The 17,033-nt window shown below is 53.9% G+C and carries 14 protein-coding genes; 3 read left to right on the plus strand and 11 right to left on the minus strand.

The window, feature by feature from the left end:
• Positions 1–38 precede the first annotated feature (38 nt).
• The 3 genes from KI379_RS05455 to KI379_RS05465 all read right to left on the minus strand — a co-directional run bounded on the left by KI379_RS05455 (position 39) and on the right by KI379_RS05465 (position 3,914).
• Positions 39–1,004, minus strand: a complete 966-nt coding sequence (locus KI379_RS05455) for an ROK family protein (RefSeq protein WP_212982992.1) — start codon at positions 1,002–1,004, stop codon at positions 39–41.
• Entirely contained in the window at positions 1,001–2,887 is a 1,887-nt protein-coding gene (locus tag KI379_RS05460) for a class I mannose-6-phosphate isomerase (protein ID WP_212982993.1), read from the minus strand. Before KI379_RS05460 ends, KI379_RS05455 begins: the two co-directional genes overlap by 4 nt.
• A gap of 94 nt (positions 2,888–2,981) precedes the next feature.
• Positions 2,982–3,914 carry an AraC family transcriptional regulator gene (locus KI379_RS05465; RefSeq protein ID WP_076169131.1) on the minus strand — a complete coding sequence of 311 codons (933 nt, stop codon included), beginning with the start codon at positions 3,912–3,914 and terminating at the stop codon, positions 2,982–2,984.
• Positions 3,915–4,318: 404 nt separating this feature from the next.
• Between KI379_RS05465 and KI379_RS05470 the strand changes: the two genes are divergently transcribed.
• Complete coding sequence (locus KI379_RS05470; RefSeq protein WP_076169129.1) at positions 4,319–4,807, plus strand: MarR family winged helix-turn-helix transcriptional regulator; 489 nt, start codon at positions 4,319–4,321, stop codon at positions 4,805–4,807.
• A gap of 322 nt (positions 4,808–5,129) precedes the next feature.
• The gene (locus tag KI379_RS05475) at positions 5,130–5,891 is read left to right on the plus strand and encodes an SDR family NAD(P)-dependent oxidoreductase (protein WP_212982994.1); all 762 of its coding nucleotides are present in this window, start codon (positions 5,130–5,132) and stop codon (positions 5,889–5,891) included.
• A gap of 143 nt (positions 5,892–6,034) precedes the next feature.
• On the opposite strand, the gene KI379_RS05480 is transcribed toward KI379_RS05475, so the two are convergent.
• Positions 6,035–6,907 carry an AraC family transcriptional regulator gene (locus KI379_RS05480; protein ID WP_212982995.1) on the minus strand — a complete coding sequence of 291 codons (873 nt, stop codon included), beginning with the start codon at positions 6,905–6,907 and terminating at the stop codon, positions 6,035–6,037.
• 303 nt (positions 6,908–7,210) lie between these two features.
• Between KI379_RS05480 and KI379_RS05485 the strand changes: the two genes are divergently transcribed.
• Positions 7,211–9,940 carry an alpha-L-rhamnosidase gene (locus KI379_RS05485; RefSeq protein ID WP_212982996.1) on the plus strand — a complete coding sequence of 910 codons (2,730 nt, stop codon included), beginning with the start codon at positions 7,211–7,213 and terminating at the stop codon, positions 9,938–9,940.
• A gap of 260 nt (positions 9,941–10,200) precedes the next feature.
• Here the strand turns inward: KI379_RS05485 and KI379_RS05490 are convergent, their stop codons facing one another.
• From KI379_RS05490 to KI379_RS05520, 7 genes are all read right to left on the minus strand, one after another.
• Positions 10,201–11,370 (minus strand): MFS transporter, encoded by a 1,170-nt coding sequence (locus KI379_RS05490; RefSeq protein WP_212982997.1) that lies wholly within the window; start codon positions 11,368–11,370, stop codon positions 10,201–10,203.
• A 255-nt stretch (positions 11,371–11,625) separates the two neighbouring features.
• The gene (locus tag KI379_RS05495; RefSeq protein ID WP_076169118.1) at positions 11,626–12,111 is read right to left on the minus strand and encodes a DUF1572 family protein; all 486 of its coding nucleotides are present in this window, start codon (positions 12,109–12,111) and stop codon (positions 11,626–11,628) included.
• 296 nt (positions 12,112–12,407) lie between these two features.
• On the minus strand, positions 12,408–13,169 hold the full coding sequence (locus tag KI379_RS05500) for a LysR family transcriptional regulator (protein WP_212982998.1): 762 nt from the start codon (positions 13,167–13,169) through the stop codon (positions 12,408–12,410).
• A 265-nt stretch (positions 13,170–13,434) separates the two neighbouring features.
• A complete protein-coding gene (locus KI379_RS05505) occupies positions 13,435–14,436 on the minus strand; it encodes a ketoacyl-ACP synthase III (protein ID WP_212982999.1) in 1,002 nt (333 codons plus the stop codon).
• Positions 14,437–14,812: 376 nt separating this feature from the next.
• Positions 14,813–15,340 (minus strand): hypothetical protein, encoded by a 528-nt coding sequence (locus tag KI379_RS05510; protein ID WP_089546246.1) that lies wholly within the window; start codon positions 15,338–15,340, stop codon positions 14,813–14,815.
• A 47-nt stretch (positions 15,341–15,387) separates the two neighbouring features.
• Positions 15,388–16,218: a hypothetical protein gene (locus tag KI379_RS05515; protein ID WP_212983000.1), complete on the minus strand. Its 831-nt coding sequence runs from the start codon at positions 16,216–16,218 to the stop codon at positions 15,388–15,390.
• Positions 16,215–16,799 (minus strand): hypothetical protein, encoded by a 585-nt coding sequence (locus KI379_RS05520; RefSeq protein WP_212983001.1) that lies wholly within the window; start codon positions 16,797–16,799, stop codon positions 16,215–16,217. Before KI379_RS05520 ends, KI379_RS05515 begins: the two co-directional genes overlap by 4 nt.
• Positions 16,800–17,033: the final 234 nt, after the last annotated feature.

The following is a 17,033-nucleotide window of genomic DNA, read 5'->3' on the forward strand; positions in this document are numbered from 1 at the left end:
CTTCCAGCGAAAGCCGATGTAGGGAAAAAGGATCCGTATTAGTCAAAAAGCATGTCGGCTCCGTAAAAGACCAGCCGCAGCAGATCGTCTTCATACAGCACTGGCAGCCGTACCGGGAGCAGCGCGTCCGTAAGGGAAGCGCCGAAGAGCGGCAGGCTTTTGGCAATCTGGCCGCCCAGGATCAGGCGGTCCGGCCTAAAGCTGGCGGCATACGGGCGCAGCATCCGTCCGAGCCGCTCGCCGTAGGTGCGCCAGACCCGGAGGGCGGCAGCCTCGCCCCGGGCGGCCGCGGCGGCAAGGTCGATGACATCATCGCCTTGCCGCCGGGCCTGGAGCGCGTCCGCCAGCGCCAGCACGCCGCGCCTGCCAAACTGGCCGTCGACCGGCGCGCCCTCGAACGTCTCGGCATACAGCATGCCGCTCTCGGGCACGCCGTCTGAGCCGCTGACCGTCAGTCCCCGGTCCATGAAGACCGAGCCGAGACCGGTGCCCAAGGTCAGGCAGAGCAGCCGCTCGCCGGGGTAGCGCTTGGCGGCGCCCATGCCGAACAGGACGGCATCGTTGCCGAAGGCAATGTCTGCTTCCGCGAGTGTCCGCATCCATAAGGCGCTGCCCGGCAGCCCGGCGCGGCGGCGAAGCTCCTTCTTGAGCAGCTCACCTACGGGCACGCCGTACAGCTGCTCGTATTTGCCAAGCCCCCGGATGCGGCTGATGCCGCGATCATAATCGAAGGGGCCCGGAAAAGCCGTCCCGATGCGAAACGTCACATCGTGCTCCGGGGTGCCGCTTCCCTTCATGTATGCTCCGGCAAGCCGGATGATCAGGCTGGCGAAATGGGCGATGAAGCTTGCGGCATCCGCTTCGGAGCGTGAAGGCTGCTCCAGATACGGCTCGGCCAGAAGGATCCCGTTCTCCAGCACGCCGCCTTTCATGAAGGTTCCGCCGGCGTCGATGGCCAGTGTGACGACCGTCCCAGCCGGCGTTTTGCCGGGGGTCCCGCTCATGCCCGCTCACCGGGCTTCCAGTGGTGCGGAAGGAGCGGCGTATTCCAGCCCGGCGAAACCTGGGCGCGGATCAAGGTGCAGGGCCCGGGGCCAACCGGCTCGAGCCGGTAGCCGCCGATCGAGGCGGGAACGATGTAGGCTTCTGCATACCCCCATTCCACGGCGGCTTCCTCGTCGCGTTCCGGAATCAGACGGACGCGCTGCCCCTCGACCAGGTTGTACATGACAAAACCGCCTTCGGTATGATCCTCCCACGGCCCGTCCAGACGCAGCCGCTTGACCTGGAACAGCAGGTCGTCCCGCTCGCCGAGCAGCTCCTCGGTGCTGTTTCCCTGCACGCGGCTGATCTTCGGCTGTGCGATCAGATGCTCACGGACATACGTGGTGTCGAAAGCGTCGATCATGTTCTGCTCCGCATGGTCCCGGTTGATCGGGCGGGGCAGGCCGTCCTGGTCAAGGCGGAGGTGATCGTAAATTTTAAAGGTAAACCACCAGGTGGTGGACGATATTTCGAGCACGAGATTGTCCCTGCCGGAAAAATGGACGGCGCCCGGCGGGATCAGAAAAAGATCCCCTTTGCGGGATTCCCATACGTTAACATACTGACCGATGTCCAGCGGCTGCCGCGTCTCATGGGCCTGATCCACCGCCTGAAGCAGGTCGCTGCCGCCCGTTCCCTCCCGGAAGCCCAAGGCGACGATGGGGGAGGACCCCGGCTTTTGCTCCATAATGTAATAGGATTCCTGCTGCGTCATCGTTTCGTTGAACGTCCGCTCGATGTATGCCTGCTGCGGATGGACCTGCAGCGACAGGTTGTCGCCGTCGATCGTATCCAGGTAATCGAAGCGGATCGGAAAATAATCCCCGAACAGCTCCACGTTGCGCCCTCCTATGATTTCCTCCGGGTGGGAGGTAAGCAGGAGCGGAAACGGCACTTCGATGACGCAGCCGTTTGCTTCGATCAACAGCGTATTCTCCGGGGCGATCGGCTCGAATGCCCAAGCGCAGTTGCGCCAATCTTCAGGCAGTCCGCACAGCTCCTTCAGGTACTGCCCGCCCCATATGCCCGGCGCGAAGAACGGCTTGACCCGAAACGGGCGTCGGGCGGCGGCGGCCAGCAGCTCCCTGAGCGCCGGGAGGGTAGCCCAGGCCGGAGATTCCGGCTGATTCATATCGATATACACATCGAAATCATACAGATGCCGATTCCGATAGTTCTCCCACACGGGCCATTCCAGGAACAGGGCCTGTTTGTATGTCTCCACCGGATCGGCGCTTTCGCCTAGGCCGAGACTGCCCATGCCCATCCGGTGGAGCTTCTGCTGATATTCCCTGGACAGGTCGCAGTAGACGGAAACATCCGGAGAGGGGCAGAGGAAGAGCGCCCCGGGACCGGCGGTCACGACCATCGGAATCGGAGTTTCGCCGGCTTTGACCGCTTCGCTGCAGATTCTCAGCTTCTGCTGAACGTCATGGAGCCACTTTTTCCCGGCTCCTTCCTGAAAATAGCTGTCTTCCGAAACGTCGGCGGCGATTCTGCCAAACGCGCGGTTATCGGTCAGATAGGGATGAAACTGCCGCAGAAGATCATCCGGTTTCTTCATATAACGGGCAGTATCGATTCCGATCCAGGGAATGTCATCTTCCTCGCAGTAAGTGCGGAGCCGGTTCACCCAGCGGCCATACTGGGCTCCGTTCGCCGCATCGATCGCGACGACAAAAGCCTCTCCGCCGTGATTTTTGTACATGGCGGTCAGCCGGCCCATTAAGGTATCGTAATCTTTAGAGAAGCCGTCCAGAATAAGAGAAGGTTCCTCGAGGCTGTGAACGGGAATGGAATTGACGGGGAACGGATTAAAGGATGGGGGTACTGATGCAGTCATGGGTGCTTCCTCCCTCTTGTCTGTCGTTATGTGTAACATTGTAAGACGAGGGAGAGGAAGCGTCTTTAAACGATCCAGAACAGCTTTTGTACAATCAGGACATGTTCGGAGGGAAATGTTCTTTGCCCGAACGCCCTTCGGTGAACTGGGAACGTCTGAATTTCGCGGGGGATACACCGAGCCGGCGGGTAAATATTCGTGTGAAATAATGGACCGACTGAAAGCCGCACTGCGATGCGATGTCCTTGACGGGCAGGTCGCTCTGAAGCAGCAGCTGGGAAGCCCGGCGTACCCGGCGTTCCTGAATATAATGGACGAACGATTGGCTCAGGTTGGCCTGAAACAACCTCGTTAAATGGCGTGACGAAATATGCAGGTGCCCGGCAACCAAGGCGAGTGTGAGCTCTTCGCCCAGGTTGTCGTCAATGAACAGCTTGACCTGCCGGAACAGTGAGTTCTCTTCGGCGGCTGCCACATCCGAACCGGCGTCCGGCGTATCCTGCTGCTGTGTTCCGTGCAGGGAGAGGATGGACAGCATCAGCGACATCGAGACGTGGCTGAGTACCGGTTGGAGGGCCGGTTTTGGAGTCAAAAACATAGAAATGAGCGCATCCCACAAATGCCCGGCGGGCTGCTCGTCCGCACCGTCCACCACCGGCTGCCCATGCTCGGCCAAGTGCCGGTAAGCCTCCAGGTATGGGCTCCCGGTATGCTTTTCATCCACCTCAAAAGCGGCATAGACGAGCGTAAGACCCGTCTCGCTTTGGATCTGGTGCCAGACGCCTGGCAGCGACAGGAATGCGGTGCCTTTCTTCAGCGGGTATTCTTTGCCTTGTTCGATGTATGCGCCTTCGCCGTCCACAACGTAACAGGCTTCAAAGAAGGAGTGGCGGTGCATGGAATTGTCATAGTGCGTGGGCATAAACCCCCAGTACATAATGGCGATGGACAGGCCGGCTTCCTCCAGCCGGGTCAGTTCGCGGTTACAGATTTGGTTGGCCCGGCGGAAAACGGATTGGATCGTCATGGCAGGCGTTTCTCCTTTGGAATGATGGGTGAACTCTGAAGATGCTGTGTTAAGCTGCGGGTGGAACAGCCATAAGCGATAGTTCACGGAAATGTAAGTCTACATGCCATTCTAGACCATTCCGTTTCCAAAATACAGTCGGGTGTTAGGGGAGAAATGAAGGGAGATGGCCACGTGAAACCAGGTCGTTTTTTGCGGGTCCGGGGCGAATGAACGGTAATATCATTTTAAGGAAACTGGATCGGATTGTTTGGGGAGGCATTTAAAAAGGCGCAGGATCGTCACTGCGAAATGAGACCTGCATGGTTGTGTCTGAACCGCCTGTTTGTGCTAAACTGTTGGTGTATTAAAGAAATATTGACAGACGACGATGAGTTTAATATATTTTTAGGGAGACTAAATAAATGTCGCACTCATATCAAAACAATATCGGGTACTGGATCAAACTAATTTTCCGGGAGACCAGCAGGCTTTACGATCAGCGGTTGGCCCAGTATGGCATTACCACTTCGCAGGTTGGGGTCCTTGTCCAACTGTGGAACGTCGGGGATGGGCTGACCCAGAAAGAGCTGCATGAGCGGCTTCGCATTCGGCCAGCTTCGCTGACCAACCTGCTGGATCCGCTGGTCAAGGGAGGCTGGGTTATCCGTAAACAGGATGCAGAGGATGCCAGGGTGAAGCGTATATTTCTTACGGACGCCGGCCGGTCGTTAGAACAGGTTTGCGGCGGTATCGTGGAGGACATCGAAGAACGAATCCAACAGCAGCTGACCCCGGAGGAGAGCGCATTGATGCTTGTTTGGCTGAGAAAGATCCACAACGGCGTGATGGAAGGAGGAGAGGATCGAGGGAAAGACTTGCATTCATTATTTATTGAGAATGATTCGGAATAAGCGAAGGTATCGAAGATAGCGGAGGTAGCAGGGATAACAGTGGTAGCAGAGCAGCGAAGGTAGCAGGGATAACAGAGGTAGCGGAGAGCGAAGGTAGCGGGGATAACAGAGGTAGCAGAGCAGCGGAGGCATCAGAGGTATCCTGGCGGTTGCCATCAAGGACAGCCGGCAGGAAGCGTCGGAGAATCGGGGATGCAAGCACGCATCGAGATTCGTGACGTTTTTCTTTTGGATATATATTTAGGATAACTAAAGATTTAAGTAACTAAATAAAATAGAGCTCAATTTATGATTCATTTTCATTTATAAAGGAGAGATCGGGATGGATCTGGGACTTAGAGACAAGGTTGTAGTCATCACTGGAAGCTCAAGCGGAATCGGAGCGGCGACGGCTGAAAAATTCGGTTTGGAAGGGGCCAAGGTTGCCGTTACGTATGCGAGCGGGCGGGAAGCGGCGGAACGTACGGCAGAGAAAATCAGAAGCCATGGCGCAGAGGCCATTGCAGTTCATTATGATTTAACGGACGATCGTTCCATGGATCAAGCCGTACATCAGATTGCCGAGACGTGGGGAGGTATTCAGGTACTCGTTAACAATGCTGTTCTGTGGGGAGACCGCGGCGTCATGGGCCTGGCCTTTGAAGACACGGATGCAAGCGGTTGGAGACAAACCATACGCGCAAATCTTGAGGGATACTACTATACCATTCAGAAAGTGCTGCCATTGATGCGGACATCCGGCTGGGGAAGGATCATCAATATCTCTTCGGAGCTGGCTGAGGACGGCATGGCTGGAGGCGGGGCGTATACAGCGGCCAAGGCCGGTCTGCACGGTTTGACGGCGACGTTGTCCAAAGAGCTGGGACCCGCCGGAATCCTGACGAATGTGGTGATGCCGGGCTGGACGATGACGGAGAAAGCCCTAGCGATTTTTCCGGCGGAGATGATCGAGAAAGAGCGGGAGAACGTGCCTACGCGCAAACATAGCGCACCTGAGGATATCGCGAACCTGGTCGTCTTTCTCGGGTCTGAGGCAAACGGGAATATTAACGGCGAATTGATTCGGGTTACCGGAGGAAAATAAAAGTAAAAGGTTAATGAAGTACTTCAGCCCCCTCTCTTGAGGAGGCTTTTTTGTACCCTGGAATGTTACGGTAATAACGCTTTGAAAAGGGAGGTACGGGGCCTCTGCTAACTATTCAATGAATTCCAGTTGACACCCGTCTCTCAGCCCTTCCACCGCTGTCGGTACTGCCTGGGCGTGAGACCGGTCTTTTGCTTGAACAGCCGATGAAAAAACTTCAAATCGCTGTACCCGGCCCGGGCGGCGATTTCGCTCACGCTGCCGTCGCTTTCGATCAGCATACGGCAGGCGGCGTCCATGCGGATGCCCTGCAAATAGGCGGTGAAGCTCATTCCCGTCTGGCGGGTGAACAGCCGGCTGAAATGCCTCGGGCTGAGGCTGGCCTGCGCCGCCAGCTCGCCCAGCCGCAAATCGGAGGCGAAGTGACGCTCCATATAAGCGATCGATTCGTTGATCGTCAACGAGCCTTGGCGCCTGACGGCTGGCGGATCCAGCTGCAGCCGGTGCCGGTACAGGCCGGTCAGCACGCGGACCAGCAGCGAGGTCAGCAGCAGCAGCCAGCCGGGGCTTCGGCCGGCATATTCCCGGTAAAGCTCACGGAATAAGGCATGATACTCGCCGCTCTGATCCTTGATTTCCAGCCACGGCATATCGGGTTCCAGAAAGGCGGCGAACACCTCCCGATCGCGCGGAAAAGCAGCTTCAAGCTCCCGGAGATAATCGGCCGGAAAGATGCAGTTGTACACGACCAGCTGCCGGTCCTTCCGCGGGGTTTTCGGCCGGAATACATGCGAGAGTCCGACCGGGATGAGAAACAGGCTGCCCTGCTCGGCCGGCCAGGCTTCCCCGCCGATATAATGGACACCCGACCCTTCACTGACATAGGTCAGCTCCACAAACTCGTGAGAGTGTTCCAGCATATCGAACGATTCGGACACGCGGTTGACGTAGAAGGGCACCCCCGGCTCGAAAAAAGCGTCCATCCGCAGCAAGGCCTGGCTTCGTTTTATGCTCACTTGCCTTCTCCCCTCGATGGTGGATTTTCTGAAAATCAACCTTTGCTCCTATCCTAGTTGATCATTCGCGATAAGTCCAGATCAGCCTATATTTTCGTCCAGATCACCGCCTGTATCGCCAAGCAGCCTTTTTTATAATATCAGCAAGTATAAACGCCAGAGGCATTGCATCCTGATATTGCAAGAAAAATTACCTTTAAACGCGGTCTGTCTTCTGTGAAGGTACGTCGATTGACGTTTTTCTTGAAACACATGGCCAAAGACCCTGGTTAGCATCCAACGCAAAAAACGGGAGGGAAGTCTATGTCAACGCTAGGCATTACGAAATTGACCTGCGAATACCGCAGCGAGCCGCTTGGGCTCGGCACGGAGCGTCCCCGCTTCAGCTGGCAGCTCACGTCCGGCCGGATGCATGTGCTGCAGTCGGCTTATCATCTTCAGGTGGCGGGAGAGGAAGGGGATTTTGCCGGGGATCATCTGATCTGGGACACGGGCGTCGTGGACTCTGACCAATCGGTGCTTGTCGAATATGCGGGTGCCGCGCTTCAGTCTGGACAACGCTGCAGCTGGCGCGTCAAAGTGTGGGACCAGCAGGGGCAGGAGTCGGAATGGAGCGACACGTCCTATTTTGAAATGGGGCTGTTGCGGACGTCGGACTGGAGTGCGGACTGGATTACGCCCGAACCGGGAATGATCGATCCCCAGGCAGAGGAAGAGTTCCTTCTTCGCAAAGCGTTCCATGTGAGTAAGGACGTCCGGAAGGCACGAATATACGCGACAAGCCTTGGCTTCTATGAGCTGGAGCTGAACGGCGAGCGGGTGGGCGACTGGGCATTCACACCGGGCTGGACCAGCTACCGGCACCGGCTGCAGGTTCAGGCCTATGACGTCACCGACCTGATCCGATCCCGGGCTGACAATGCCGTCGGTGCGGCGCTGGCCAACGGATGGTATAAGGGCAATTTGGCTTGGGAGAACCATCGCAACCTGTATGGTGACCAGCGGGCGCTGCTGCTTCAGCTGCATCTTGAATATGCGGACGGCAGTACAGAAATCATCGGAAGCGATCCTTCCTGGAAAGCGTCGACCGGTCCGGTACGCATGTCGGAAATTTACCACGGCGAAACGTATGATGCGCGGCTGGAGGCGGGCGGCTGGAGCCAGCCCGGGTTTGATGATGCAGACTGGACAGGGATGGTGAAGCTGGATCACGCCAAGGACATCCTCGTCATGCAGGAAAATGAACCGGTGCGGGTCATCCAAGATTTGAAACCGGTTACAGTTCTGCGGACGCCTGAAGGGGATACCGTACTCGATATGGGACAGAACATGGTGGGCTGCATGCATATGCGCCTGAACCTGCCGGCCGGCACGGCGATTACGCTAAAGCACGCAGAGGTGCTGGACAGCCGCGGGAATTTTTACACGGGCAATCTCCGCAAGGCCAAGCAGTCCGTAACGTATATCTGCAAAGGCGGCGGTGAGGAAACGTATGAGCCTCATTTCTCCTTCCAGGGCTTCCGTTATGTGAAGGTCGAGGGCTGGCCGGATGCCGAACCGCTGAATCCGGACCGGTTTACAGGCCGTGTCATGCACACGGATATGCCGCAGACAGGGCGGTTCGAGTGCTCGCATGAGCTGTTGAACCAGCTGCAGCATAACATCGAGTGGGGCCAGCGGGGCAACTTCCTGGACATTCCGACCGATTGCCCGCAGCGCGATGAGCGGCTGGGATGGACCGGGGACGCTCAGGTGTTTGTGCGGACCGCCGCGTTTAATTTCGGCGTGGCACCGTTTTTCTCCAAGTGGCTGCACGACCTGAAGGCCGACCAGCGGGAGGATGGCGGCGTGCCGCATGTCATACCGCAGGTTCTCGACGATAACGCCTGCTCGTCCGCAGCGTGGGGAGATGCCGCCGTCATTTGCCCTTGGACGATCTATCTTTGTTATGGCGACAAGCGGATTCTGGAGGAACAATATGACAGCATGAAGGCATGGGTCGACCATATCCGCGCCCAAGGAGACAACGAATATTTGTGGAATACCGGGTTTCATTTCGGCGACTGGCTGGCGCTTGACGCGAAGGAAGGCAGCTACGTCGGGGCGACGCCGAGGGATTTGATCGCCACCTGCTTCTATGCATATTCGACCTCCCTGTTCGTAAAGACCGCCGAAGTTCTCGGGCGTACCGAGGATGCCGCCGCTTACCGCCAGCTGTACGAAAAGGTGGCCGAGGCGTTCCTGATCGAGTTCGTCACACCGGGCGGAAGGCTGGCCGCGCATACGCAGACCGCCATGATCCTTCCGCTGATGTTCGGGCTGGTGGAAGGGGAGGTTCAGCGCCGGATGGCCGCTACGCTGGCGGAGTACGTCAAGGAACAGAACCACCATTTGACCACCGGATTCGTCGGTACGCCGTATCTGTGCCATGTGCTGACGGAGAACGGCTACCACGACCTGGCCGTAAAGCTGGCGATGCAGGAGGATTACCCGTCCTGGCTGTATTCGGTCAAGCAGGGAGCGACCACGATCTGGGAGCATTGGGACGGGATCAAGCCGGACGGCTCGTTCTGGAGCGATGACATGAACTCGTATAACCACTACGCCTTCGGCGCCATCGGCGACTGGCTGTACCGGGCCGTGGCGGGGCTGGATTTGAATGAAGCTGAAGGACCGGGTTACAAGCGGATCCGGCTTCGTCCGCGGACGGACTCGGCGCTGTCTTATGCCAAAGCTGCGCTGGATTCGATGTACGGCACGATCCGGAGCGAATGGAGCTTGACGGACGTGGACGGGGACGGGGACAGCCCGCTGGCGTCCTACGAATTCGAAATTCCGCCGAACACGACCGCTGAGGCCGAACTGCCGGGCGCCTCGATCGCTACAACGCAGGTCAATGGGCAGCCGGCGGATCAGGCATCGGGTGTGCTGAGCGCCAAGGAAGACGACGCTGGAACGCTGAAGTTGGAGCTGGGATCCGGCATATACCGGGTGACCGTCCAGCAGCCGAGTCCAGCATTGTCCGGGGCGTGAGGCTAGGGCGTAGTATGGGTTGATCTATAGCATCGAGCTTAGGACGACCGGATTGGTTCATTTATGCCCTTGCTTCTTCCTGTTCTTACCCTTGCTGTTAGGTTTCGTTGTAAAAGAAAGCAAGCCTCGCCGACAGGGTCGGCGGGGCTTTTTTAGATATAAGGGAGCATAAGCTTCAGAGACAAGGATTTTCTTATGTCACTTAAGAAAAACTTCCGTTGAAAGGGGCATGGATGTTTAGAATGTGCGTGGATAGCTTTTTACACCTGCGGTACCGGCTCTTTCGCCAGCACGCGGCTCGTGCCAAAGATAAGCAGGGATGCGGCGAAGCAGCAGGCCGAGAACAGGCCGACGGCCGCATACCCGCCCGATCCGGCGTACAGCAGGCCCGCAAGGGAGGCGCCGACCGTCGTGGCGGCGTTCATCGTCGCCGTAGCCGTGCTTGAAATCGTCCCCCGCAGCGACGGATTCAGGCTGTTCAGGACGCCCATAATCATCGGGAAAAGAATGCCCAGGATGAAAAAGATGGCGAAATACATGACCGACGCAGCCATGAAAGACGGCAGGTGCGGGAGCGCGGCATAGCCGATCATCAGGAGCGGCACCGCAGCGGCCACAATCCTGGACGGCGTCCACAAGTTGTTGACATATCCGCTGACGAGACTGCCGGCCAAATTGCCCACGCCGAGGAAAATCATGATCGTCCCGATCTGGTCAACGGGAAGGTGAAAGCGTTCCGCGGACCATTTGCCCAAAAACGCAAACGCGGCATTGCTGCCCAGATGGATCAGGAAATAAGCCAGGAAGGCGCCTCTAGCCCTGCCGCTTCCGAGAAGCGGTGCATATCTGCGCCAGAAGGCCTGCCGCGATGAAACGGCATTCGATTGCGGCTTCATGGAAGGCAGGATGAAAAAGGCGGCGCCGGCAAGCAGCAGGGACAGGGCTCCGATCGCGAAAAAGGGGAGGGACCAGCGGGCTGCGGCCAGCCAGCTGCCGATCGGAACGCCGAACGCTTGGGATACCGCGAGACCTGCATAGGCAAGCCCCATCGCCTTGCCCTTTTTCTCTGCGGGCAGCAGCGTTTGGATGGATGCCCACACCTGCGGTGCGGCAAAAGCTGCGCTGATCCCGGCGAGCAGCCGGAATAGGCACATCATCCAGAAGTCTGCGGCGATTCCGCACAGCGCGGTGGATACCGCAAAGCCCAGCAGTCCGAGCAGCATGACCTTTTTCCGATCCAGACCGTCCGAGAGCGGGCCGGCAATCAAGGCGAAGACCGCGGCGCCTAGCGTGTAGGAGCCCATCATCCAGCCGGACATTCCCGTGGGGACGCTGTACAGGTCCTGAAGCGTTGGAATCATCGGGGAGATGAGGAAGGTATCCGTCCCTATCATAAACATGATCAGAAAAAACAACGCAGTAAGTTTCATATTTACTTCTCCTTTCCTTCTTCGTGGTTTTAGAGAGGGTGTTCTTGCTGCTATTGTATCGCTTAATAGTGACAATTATTGTCATGAACTTTGAGGGTGCAAAAATTGCCAAACAGCGCGGGAAGCGCCGCCGTAACCGTAAGTGTTTCGGGTATGCCCACCTAGTGAATGTGCTGCTTTAATTCGTGCGGTATGGAAAGGAACAGGGAGGCATGCCAGCATGCCCCTGTTTTGAAAGACACCGCCGCCCACGGATCACGACAAACTGACCCATTGATCCTTGCGGTACTGCTTGGCGATATAAATGATTTGGCCGATGTGGTATGCGTTATGGTACAGGCTTTTTTCAATGGCCTCGATGACGGTGACGGACCGGCCTTTGATCGTGATTTCCGTCAGCAGCTGCTCCTCCCGGAGCGCGGCGATTTGTCCCAGGAACAGGCTCCAGCCATGTTCCCAGCGATCCAGCAGGGCTGCGCGGTCGAGCTCTTCATGAATGAACTCCGCATCGCGGTTTCGGTCCGGTTTTTCCCCGTCGGTGGTAAACGGTTCGGTCCATCGGGAAATCATATTCCCGCTCATGTGCTTGACGATCACGGTGATGCTGTTGGAACCGGGTTCCGGGGCCCAAGCAAGGGCAGAATCCTCGAGCTGCCCGATGGCAGCTTCGGCCGTGCGTTTCATTTCTTCCAGTCGGGTTTTGACCGCGCTTTGATATGTTGTGAACAGTGTTGATGTCATAGGTTGTGCCTCCTTTGGGATATCGGTCTGAAAAACAAAAATCTCATCCATGCCTTCTCCACAGCGGTTTCATGACCGTGCTGTGCTTTCAGCATAATGAGATTTTGAGTATAAATCCAATATATATATCAAGCAGTATCATCAAAATAATTGATGATTTATGATCCGACCTGGGATAGCGGCGGTGCAACCATGGCCATAAAGTTAGCCGCCGGCGCCAGAGGCTCTTCGCCAATCCGGGTGTACAGCCGGATCGGGTCCTTGACGCGCATCCCGGGAACGCGCACCTCCGCCAGCTAGCCGGATCTGAGCTCCCGGGCTACCGCAAGGGAGGGCACAAAAGAAACGCCGTATCCCGATTTGACGGCTTCAATCGTTTCATGCATCCCTTCAATGCAGATCCCGGTTCGCGGCTTCGGTACTTCGTAGGCATCGCAGAGGGAGAAGAGCTTCCTGCGGGTATAGCTGCCTTCTTCCCGGAGGATAAAGGCGGTTGCCATCAGCTCTTGGAGCGTAGTGGCGGCACCCGCTAAGGGGTGGTCCGGGTGGGCGATGAAGATCAGCTCATCTTCCATGAGTGTGATGTATTCCAAACCGGAATTCTTATGACCCTCACCGCAGATGAGCGCGATGTCCACCGAATGGTCGAGCAGCCGCTCCATTGCGATACGGGAGCTGCCCCGGGTCAACTGGACATGCACCTTCGGATACTGCTGCTTGAAGCGGACGATCCAAGCGGGAAGCACCGTCCGGCCAGGCAGATCTGTGGCGCAGATCCGGAGGCTGCCTTCGAGCCCGATTTTGAGTGCGTTCATTTCCCGCTCCATCTCGTATTCCAGCGAAAACAGCTGCCGTGCCCGGGCAGCCAGCCGCTCGCCGGCTGGCGTCAATTGGATGGAGCGCCCCTTGGAGGTTACCAGCTTCATCCCGAGCTCCTGCTCCAGATTCCGCAGCTGGGCGGTGGCTGCAGGCTGGCTGAGCAGCAGCTTGCCGGCGGCCCGGGTCACGCTTCCCGTACTAGCCACCTCCGCGAATACGCGCAATGCGTGCAGATTCATCCTTTTCCCACCTTTGTCGTTGGATTGTATTCAAATTGCATTTAAGTGTAGTTGTATACCTGTTTATGACCTAATCATCGATTTTTTTGATGCGTCGAAATGTTGCATCCATCAGATCAATGAGTTGTTCTTATTGTACTTTGCAAAATGCTGGCCGTAAAGGTCGCAGGAGTGAGGCTCAAAACATTAAAGAATTTATGGAAAAAAGGGCCTCCGACATGGTCGGAAGCCCTTTAAACATTTACGTCATACGCTTTGCCGCTGATCAACCGCGGTCATCCAAATCCCATTTCAGGATCAGTCCGGCGTGGGTCAAGCCGCCGCCGAATCCGTACAGCAGCAGTGTATCTCCGTTCTGCAGCTTGCCTTCGTTCAGTCCCAGCTGGAGAGCCAACGGGATCGAAACCGAAGACGTGTTGCCGTAATACTCCATGCTGGTCAGTGTCTTTTCCACGGGGATGCCGGCTTTTTCGCAGATGGATTCGACCATGCGGAAATTGGCGCTGTGCGGAACGAACCAATTCACGTCGCCGGCCGTCATTCCCGCCTGCTCCAGCAAAGTTTCTACGCCCTGAGGCACGGTGCGCGTCGCCCATTTGTAGACTTCCCGTCCGTTTTGGACCATTTTCTCGCTCGTTAGCAGATCCTCACCATTCATCGTTTTGGAAAGGTTCGTGCGATAGACGTGGATGCCGCCTTCGCCGTTCGTGCCCAGATGGGCCGCGATAAAGCTTGGGCGCTGCTCATCCTTCTCGACCAGAACGGCCGCGGCTCCATCGCCGAACAGGATGCAGGTCGACCGATCCGTATAATCCGTTACGCGGGACAGAGTCTCGGCCGCGACTACCAGGACCTTCCGGTGCAGACCGGATGTAATCAGGCCGTTGGCCATATGCAGCGCATAGGTGAAGCCAGCGCAGGTGGCGTTCAGGTCAAATGCCGCAGTGCTGGGGATGTGAAAGTACCCTTGAATTTGGCAGGCCACGCTCGGAAAAGCGTAATCCGGCGTCGTCGTCGACACGATGATGCAGTCCACGTCGGTCAAGTCCTGACCGTAACGGCTGACCAAGTCTTCCACGGCTTTATAAGCCATTGTGGAGGAGTATTCGTTCTCACCGGCAATCCGCCGCTCACGCATACCGGTCCGCTGGACGATCCACTCGTCGCTCGTATCCACCATTTGCTCCAGATCCGCGTTCGTCAATTTTTTTTCTGGAACATAGCTGCCAATAGCCGTAATGCGGGCTGTCGAAACCGTAAGGTTCATGATCAATCGCTCCTTTTAGTAAAAGATGAGTTCTTTAGGGTATAAGGGATGGGGTGTATATTAAGAAATTAAAAAAATAAGGCCAATTTGTTGATATCAAGTATTAGTATCTGGTACTAATTATAGACGTGAATTGGGGAGAGGTCAATAGGGTGTTGGTGGTATCGTTAGTGCGTACTTTTGCCTGATTCGGATCTCCTGATAATATAATTGGTTAAAGGGATGAAGAATTACGTTTAAAGTATTCTAGTCAAAGTAAAAGACGAACATACTATGTATAGGAGTAAGCAACTTGACCTATAAAAACCTCTTCTGTAAGGAAGGGTGAGACTTCCATAGCAGAAGAGGCATGATTTAAATGATATCTATTTTAGATTTAATACATTGGAAAATGTTCTTTGGCGTAATGATCTACTTTGTCGAAAACTTCTTTGGTGGACTTCTTGTCTTGCATGGTTGTATCCTTTAACACATTATTTAAATCATCAATGTAGGATTTGTACTTTTTGGCATCATCAGTTATATCTTTACCTTCCATTGTATAACTAGTAAATAATCGTGAGGAAGTTATTACAAAATCTGAAGTAAAGCTGGGAAGAGGGGATAACCCCCTTTTGTATAACAATTTACTTTTAACATCTAGTAGTTTTAAATCCGAATCCATCTTGTAAGTGGAACTTAACAAGTCGTATAGCGCCAGTTGTTTCTTTTTTTCATCCGTTTCCTCGAAATAGGTATTTATACTTGTTTGCGCAGCACGAATGTCAACCATAAACAACTCGTAGGAACCTTTAATTTCACCATTATTTGGAGTGGATTTGTAATCTTGATACAACATTGAAACATTAAAGAAAATTGACACAATTAATAAAATAAGGAGGATCGCACTAATATATTTTCTCAAAATTTCTCTCCTTTCTTAAAAGTAGTTGATATTAATCCATAGTAAAACTATTGAGCATTTATTTGCCACTTTTGCGTTACTTGAGCGACAGGTGCCCATTGGTAATAGTTGTATTCATCCGCGGTAGCAACGTGATAAGTAATATAAGCAGAAGATCTCATCGGATAATAAGTTGAACTGCGCCCTAAGTTGAACCAAAATTTTGCTTGCATCCCCTTTACAGAATTCTCCGTATAGTAGTCGGGGTTTTTTGTGGGATTTTCAACTCCAAGATCTACCCTTGAATCCGGAAAATGGTCTGTTGAAAAATTCCCTGAACTTTGGGTTACATTTCTCCAATATGCTGAGGATTGGTTTACTGTTACCCCCGGACCATTTTCATTTAAAGTATTAACTATCGCAGAAATTACATTATCTGGCACACCAGCCATACTAATGATATCGTAAGCTATCGTCCACCATTGAGAAGCTCCCCCTGAAGTCGAAGATGGTCCAGGGTCAGTATTGTATACATTAAAGTAGGAATCGTGATTAACTGTATCATCACCCGTCGTAAGTTCAACTTTACGAACACCACCAACAACCAAATAGCCTGGATTACGTGGCTCAAAATATTCTTTTACTGGAGCAACATGAGAAAAACCGCGAACCCGTACTGTACCCATTTGAGATGTTGAATCGTATTGAGCACTAACAGTTACGTCAGCAATATCATTCCCATAAGAAGTTCCACTACTTGAGACTGTCGTTTTATTCCAACCTTTTGTTACCATTTTAGTAGTAGAACTTTCGTTTGCGGCATACCCAGTTGCACTCATTCCGTATATGACAAAAAGAGCTGTGATTGTGGAAAAAAAGATCTTACCTATTCTCTTCATTGATTTGCCTCCTGGAATTTCTTTTCGATTTCTTCATTTAATTGCTTTGTAAGAAAAGAATTATCACCAAAAGACATGTATACATCGTTCCCCATCGTACCAACTATTACATTACTTACTTGTTGCTTCATATCTCCAGTGAAATAGGAAACGATTGAAATTATATCGTTACTTTTTTTATTTTTTATATGCCCCTGAAGGATTCCTTTATAGTAAGTCTGACCGTTAACCTCAGCCTGCCCGATACTAGATGATACACCTTCTCCGTTCTCTTCAATTATAAAGGGATAAGTATCATTATCGATCTTAAGGACACCATTACCGTCCACGATCAGTCCCTTACCATCTTTAGTCTTTTTTATATGAAGATTTAGTTTCAATTTGCTTGAGTCAAGATTCTTTGAAGCTACATTAAATTTTTCTTTGACTACTTCGGGTTTTGTCGGCATTTTTTCCATTTGGAAATTTTTGTTTTTTTCCATCTCCATACTTAAATCTTTTGATGAATCAGGTGAAAACCCAAATAGTAAAATTGCTACTAGACTGCAAATTACTATGGCAATCCCTTTAATTTTATTCACTTTAACATCCTCCGCAATTATCCCTTTTAACTATGTATGGCCATACAAGCTCAACCATTATAAAGAAAATTTTCAAAGACTGTCTAATGTTAAGTTAATCCAAATCTTAAGAAAAGGGGCGCTCCTCAGTATTAGAATAATATTATGGGCACGGGAGGTTCGTTCTGTGGACGCCATTCTTTTCTGTAGGACCATTCTTGGCCTGGATTCGACAAGGGAGCGGAATATTGTCAA

The sequence above is a fragment of the Paenibacillus cineris genome (assembly GCF_018333335.1).
In the GTDB taxonomy this organism is placed as follows: domain Bacteria; phylum Bacillota; class Bacilli; order Paenibacillales; family Paenibacillaceae; genus Paenibacillus_AQ; species Paenibacillus_AQ favisporus.

Coding starts and splice junctions, on each gene's coding strand:
- KI379_RS05490 (WP_212982997.1), bottom strand. CDS start 11,370: ATGAAACTTACTGCGTTGTTTTTTCTGATCATGTTTATGATAGGGACG.
- KI379_RS05505 (WP_212982999.1), bottom strand. CDS start 14,436: ATGAACCTTACGGTTTCGACAGCCCGCATTACGGCTATTGGCAGCTAT.
- KI379_RS05475 (WP_212982994.1), top strand. CDS start 5,130: ATGGATCTGGGACTTAGAGACAAGGTTGTAGTCATCACTGGAAGCTCA.
- KI379_RS05465 (WP_076169131.1), bottom strand. CDS start 3,914: ATGACGATCCAATCCGTTTTCCGCCGGGCCAACCAAATCTGTAACCGC.
- KI379_RS05495 (WP_076169118.1), bottom strand. CDS start 12,111: ATGACATCAACACTGTTCACAACATATCAAAGCGCGGTCAAAACCCGA.
- KI379_RS05485 (WP_212982996.1), top strand. CDS start 7,211: ATGTCAACGCTAGGCATTACGAAATTGACCTGCGAATACCGCAGCGAG.
- KI379_RS05515 (WP_212983000.1), bottom strand. CDS start 16,218: ATGAAGAGAATAGGTAAGATCTTTTTTTCCACAATCACAGCTCTTTTT.
- KI379_RS05455 (WP_212982992.1), bottom strand. CDS start 1,004: ATGAGCGGGACCCCCGGCAAAACGCCGGCTGGGACGGTCGTCACACTG.
- KI379_RS05500 (WP_212982998.1), bottom strand. CDS start 13,169: ATGAATCTGCACGCATTGCGCGTATTCGCGGAGGTGGCTAGTACGGGA.
- KI379_RS05460 (WP_212982993.1), bottom strand. CDS start 2,887: ATGACTGCATCAGTACCCCCATCCTTTAATCCGTTCCCCGTCAATTCC.
- KI379_RS05470 (WP_076169129.1), top strand. CDS start 4,319: ATGTCGCACTCATATCAAAACAATATCGGGTACTGGATCAAACTAATT.